Source organism: Acinetobacter sp. YH12045 (assembly GCF_013419925.1).
Taxonomy (GTDB): domain Bacteria; phylum Pseudomonadota; class Gammaproteobacteria; order Pseudomonadales; family Moraxellaceae; genus Acinetobacter; species Acinetobacter amyesii.
Genome location: NZ_VOZE01000030.1, coordinates 1 through 4,587, shown reverse-complemented (window position 1 = coordinate 4,587; position 4,587 = coordinate 1). Strand labels below are relative to the sequence as shown.

The 4,587-nt window shown below is 49.7% G+C and carries 4 protein-coding genes and 2 pseudogenes; 1 reads left to right on the top strand and 5 read right to left on the bottom strand.

What is annotated here, in order from left to right; all coding sequences use genetic code 11:
- Positions 1-247: 247 nt before the first annotated feature.
- The 5 genes and pseudogenes from FTU02_RS16115 to traJ all read right to left on the bottom strand — a co-directional run bounded on the left by FTU02_RS16115 (position 248) and on the right by traJ (position 3,617).
- The gene (locus FTU02_RS16115; RefSeq protein WP_120366351.1) at positions 248-1,105 is read right to left on the bottom strand and encodes an SDR family NAD(P)-dependent oxidoreductase; all 858 of its coding nucleotides are present in this window, start codon (positions 1,103-1,105) and stop codon (positions 248-250) included.
- Between the two features lie 159 nt (positions 1,106-1,264).
- Positions 1,265-1,450, bottom strand: a complete 186-nt coding sequence (locus tag FTU02_RS16555; protein ID WP_233735431.1) for a GyrI-like domain-containing protein — start codon at positions 1,448-1,450, stop codon at positions 1,265-1,267.
- A pseudogene (locus FTU02_RS16110) lies at positions 1,442-2,344 on the bottom strand (TCR/Tet family MFS transporter); the annotation flags it as partial. The pseudogene FTU02_RS16110 and the gene FTU02_RS16555, both read right to left, overlap by 9 nt.
- Positions 2,345-2,370: 26 nt before the next feature.
- Positions 2,371-3,246: pseudogene (gene traI / locus FTU02_RS16105) on the bottom strand (TraI/MobA(P) family conjugative relaxase); the annotation flags it as partial.
- Entirely contained in the window at positions 3,243-3,617 is a 375-nt protein-coding gene (gene traJ / locus FTU02_RS16100) for a conjugal transfer transcriptional regulator TraJ (protein ID WP_033472343.1), read from the bottom strand. The pseudogene traI and the gene traJ, both read right to left, overlap by 4 nt.
- A gap of 329 nt (positions 3,618-3,946) precedes the next feature.
- Between traJ and FTU02_RS16095 the strand changes: the two genes are divergently transcribed.
- The gene (locus FTU02_RS16095; RefSeq protein WP_052928019.1) at positions 3,947-4,339 is read left to right on the top strand and encodes a TraK family protein; all 393 of its coding nucleotides are present in this window, start codon (positions 3,947-3,949) and stop codon (positions 4,337-4,339) included.
- Positions 4,340-4,587 lie beyond the last annotated feature (248 nt).

Here is a 4,587-nt window from a genome sequence, read left to right as displayed (position 1 = left end):
GTAAATTTTCAGCGTTGCTGGCTCCCCGTCAGCCGGATTGGGTTGCATCGCAGGGGTGTCGAAAGAGTCAACTGCGGTCCAAAGCTGTTGGACTTGGGTGAAAAGGGCGTTTATTCTTCCTATACGTAAATTGTATTTGTTTTAGAAAAAGTTTTTGATCATTTGCTTCTTGCTGTGTAAAAGGTTTGTATGCTTGAATTTCTTCAATGATTTCTTTCATTTTTTATTGTCACTTTCCTGTCGTCATCTACTTATCAGCTAAATACCCTTCAGGCATTGGAATCAATTTTTCTGATTCCCGACTGAGGCTCTCCTCTGCTTTCCACCCGGCGATTTTATTTTCCGTTGCTTCGATCACCCCATCAAAAAGAGAATCACTTAATATTAGACGTAGTGGTGGTTCAGGCAATGCCGCAAGTTTTAAGATTGTCTTTGCTGCTAATATAGGGTCACTATCTGTCGCCTGACCCTCCTGTTCTTTTGCGAAGGCATCCATTTGTTGATGCAGTTCTTGATAATCCGGCAAGCGTTTACTATTATGCAGTTTCTTGTAAAGATCTGTCCAATAACCTCCTGGTTCAACAATAGTCACATGAACACCAAAAGGAGCCAGTTCCTGTGCTAAAGCTTCCGTCAATCCTTCTACCGCAAATTTACTAGCACTGTATAGACCTGAAGTCATCCAAGACATGATGCCCCCGATACTACTCATTTGGATAAAACGACCTGATTTGTCTCGCAAAAAAGGAGAAACCGCTTGAGCCGTCCAAAGAGAACCGAAAAAGTTTACATTCATTATCTGACGCGCCTCTTCTTCTGTTGTCTCCTCAATCATTCCTCCAAGCATCATTCCCGCATTACTCAAAGCAATATCGATGCCATTAAATTTTTCTGCTCCCTTAGCAGCAGCGGCTACTACCATGTCTCGTTCTTCAATATCGCCTAAACAGATCAGCAAAGAAGATCCATATTCTGTTTTTAACCTGCTGAGTTTTCCTTCTGTTCTAGAAAAAGAAATGACTTGGTCGCCATTTTCTAATACTAATTTTACTGTCTCAAAACCAATTCCTTTACTTCCACCAGTAATAAACCACGTTCTAGTCATCTGTCCACGCTCCTTTTTTCCTAATTACTCTCAATATGATTATAACAAATTAAAAGGCCAACAACAACTATAGTATCTAATATGCTGATTGTCAGTTATAAAATACTAAGAGTCATTTTATTCAAAAAAAGTTGTGGCAAAAAACTTGCCACAACTTTTTTATTTTGCACGAATCGGGAGCCATATTTGGAACTGTGCATTCTGAGGATTAGCATCTAAATATAATTCGATATCTGGCAATTCAGCATATTCAAAACCTGAAGTTGGTAACCATTCAGTAAAAATCTGCTGTTGCAATTCTTGAATTGCTCCTGGTATAGGACCCGTTCCTGAGAATACCGCCATCCAGCTTTGCGTGATAAAAGCCAGCAATAAAAACCCGCACATATCAGCGCCCATTCCAAGCAGCAACACACCGCGGTCACCCAGTCGCTTTGAAAGAGTGCCGGTTAAAACAGCTTGTACGAATGTATGTGCTGCACCAAAAACGGCCAGCGACACACCTGCTGTGCCAATATCCCAATTCAAGCGCTGTTCGCCATAAATCACCCACAAAGCGGCGGGCGCCTGCCCAATCAGCTGCATAAGAAAAAACAACGCAAAAAAGCTGGCAAGTCCCTGAACTGCAAAATTGAAGCGAAAGCCTTCAAACAAATTGATTTTGGCTGGCTGTCCTTCAGGCGGTTGTGACGGCGTTTTGGGCAACAAGAAAGCCACCAAACAAAAGGCAATTGCATTGAGAAGAGCCCCTGCCACAAAGGGCGCATGCACAGATATATCACTAAGAACACCGCCAATAGCAGGCCCTGCAATCATACCTGCACCAAAACACGCCCCCATAAAACCAAACCAACGCGCACGTTCTTCCTGTTTAGTTGTATCAGCGATAATTGATGCCGCGATTGCACCAGTTGCTCCGGTAACACCTGAGATAATCCGGCCGATATAAAGCACCCATAAAACAGGCGCTGCCGCCATTATGCTATAATCAATCGTGGCACCTAAAAATGAAACCAGCAAAATAATCCGCCGTCCATAGCGGTCAGATAACCGCCCTAAAACGGGCGCGCAAAAGACCTGCATAAACGCATAAAGCGATAAAAAAACACCATAGTGAAATGCTGTTTGCTCTGCCGGTACAAATTCATTTAATAAAGCCGGAACCACCGGCATGATTAATCCCAAACCAATCGCATCAAGCGCGACAACAATGAGTGCGGTTATAAGTGATTTTGACATAGATGTGACTTTTATTTATCATTGATAAGTTGGCGATAAAAAACTTTGTACCTGGCATAAAGCTCGGTGGTGTCAGCGCGTGACCGTACCGGCTTCTTTTGATACTGCCGCCTGGGCGGCTTCTCCTGCTGATCCGGTGACGCCTCAAAGGCTCCCAGCCGCTTTTCCAGGGCAGGCTTGGACAGATCGCGGGACAGGGTGCTGGGCTTGACCATCGTGCCGTCATCGGCCCGGATCACCAACCCGTTACCCCTTGGCGTAATCTCCAGGCCGTTATCACGCATGACCTGGTGCAGCTCCGTCCAGGACTGCGCGGCTTTAATGTCGTCCAGGCATTCGCGCTTGATCCAGCCCACCAGACTTTCCACGCCGGCATGGCGCTCCATGTCGGCGGCCCTCGATGCCGCCCCGCGCTGCTGCGGCCGGTGATTGTCTGCCTCCAGGCCATAGTCCCGTTCCAGCGTCTCGCACAAGTCGGCCAGCGCCAGGTGCGGATAGTACGGTTCGTGCATCGTGTGCCTGGTCGGGTGAATCTTGTTGATGGCAATGTGGATGTGCAGGTTGTCGGTGTCGTTATGCACGGCGCTGATACGCTGATGCTCACCAAACCCTAGCCCTTGGCAAATCCGTTCCTCTATCGCCTTCAAGGTGTCGGCATCGGGATTCTCGCCGGCGCGAAAACTGACAATCAGGTGATAGGTCTTATCGCCCTTGGCCCTGGTGTTCATGTGCTGGGTGGCCAGCACTTCGGTGATGGCATCGCGCACTGAATGCGCCTCGCAATTCGTGACCTGAACATGGCCCAGCCGGTGGTCTTTGCTCTGTGCGTCGGTGATGTATTTAGCCAGGTCGGCAAAGTCTGATTTGCCCAGGGAACGCATGGCAACATGCTTGGCAATCATGATGCTGCCCTGGGTCGCACAATAGATTCCATCAATCGGCTCATTTCGTCCTGGTTGGCCTCAATCCGGGCCAGCAGGCCCAAGACAGTTTCAGCGCTGAACCGGGCCGTTCGGGCATCGTCGGTCAGCCACAATTTCAGCAGACCACCGAGGCGGCCCAGGTCGCCATTGACCCGCACCAGCTCGCGCACGTTCTCGTAATCGGTCACGCCCTGGACGGCGTAACCCTGCCCCACGGCCAGCAAAAAAGCAGACGTACTCAAGCCAGCCGCTTGTGCGTTGGCCTCAATGGCGGCCCGCTCTTCCGGCAGGCAATACACCTTGATCGGCGTGCTGCTTTTTCTCGTTACCTTCTGCTCTGTCGCCTCCATCTTTGGCGTCCTCCTGGTTCTCTTATTCCGGCGTCCGCCGATGGCCCCGCAGGGCAGGATTCCCGTTGAGCGCCGCAGGTGCGAATAAGGGGAAGTGAAGAGGAACACCATGCTTGCATGGTGGGCCTACTTCACACATCCTGCCCGCTTCACCACCACTTTAACATCACTACCATTTACCGGCTATAACCCGTTTTATCGACAAACACAAGCCGATTCCACGCATAAGGCGTGCAATCTGGCTTTAGTCGCCTTACAATCGCTTTAATAGCGATAGAATCGGCATTAAATCGCGGATAAATCGACATATAAAAGGCGGTAGAATCGGCATGACTAAACGGCTTACAGAGCGCATTGCAGCGCAAATGCAGACCCAAAAGCCCACCCGTTCAGGACAGAATCGGGCGGCTTTCCTGGCCCAGCGCGACGACATAAAAGAGGCTTTGACCGATGGCTGGCCGGTAAAAGCCATCTGGAAAACGCTGCACGATGAAGGGAAAATCAGCTTCGGATATGATGCTTTTATCAGCTATGTGAACAGTCTGATTCGGTCGCCAGGCGAGCCTGAAAAGGCCACCGCAAGACCGCCGGCATCCTCCCAACCGGCCCCCAAGAAAGCCACCCCAGCGACACCCAAACCAGTACCATCAGCCAGCCATAAGCCGGGGGAGATTCCCAGCTTCAACTTCAACCCCAGCCCGAACAAAGCGGACTTGATTTGACGCCCCAAGGGGCGGATTGGACGCCAAGAGGGAAGGCATAGCCCGCCCCTCAAGTGTCAATGAACCCCTGGAAATCGACCCCGAAAACAGCCCCCTTCATAGAGGCGGCCTATTAACATTTGAGTGGGAGTGACGGGCACTGGCTGGCAATGTCTAGCAACGGCAGGCATTTCGGCTGAGGGTAAAAGAACTTTCCGCTAAGCGATAGACTGTATGTAAACACAGTATTGCAAGGACGCGGAACATGC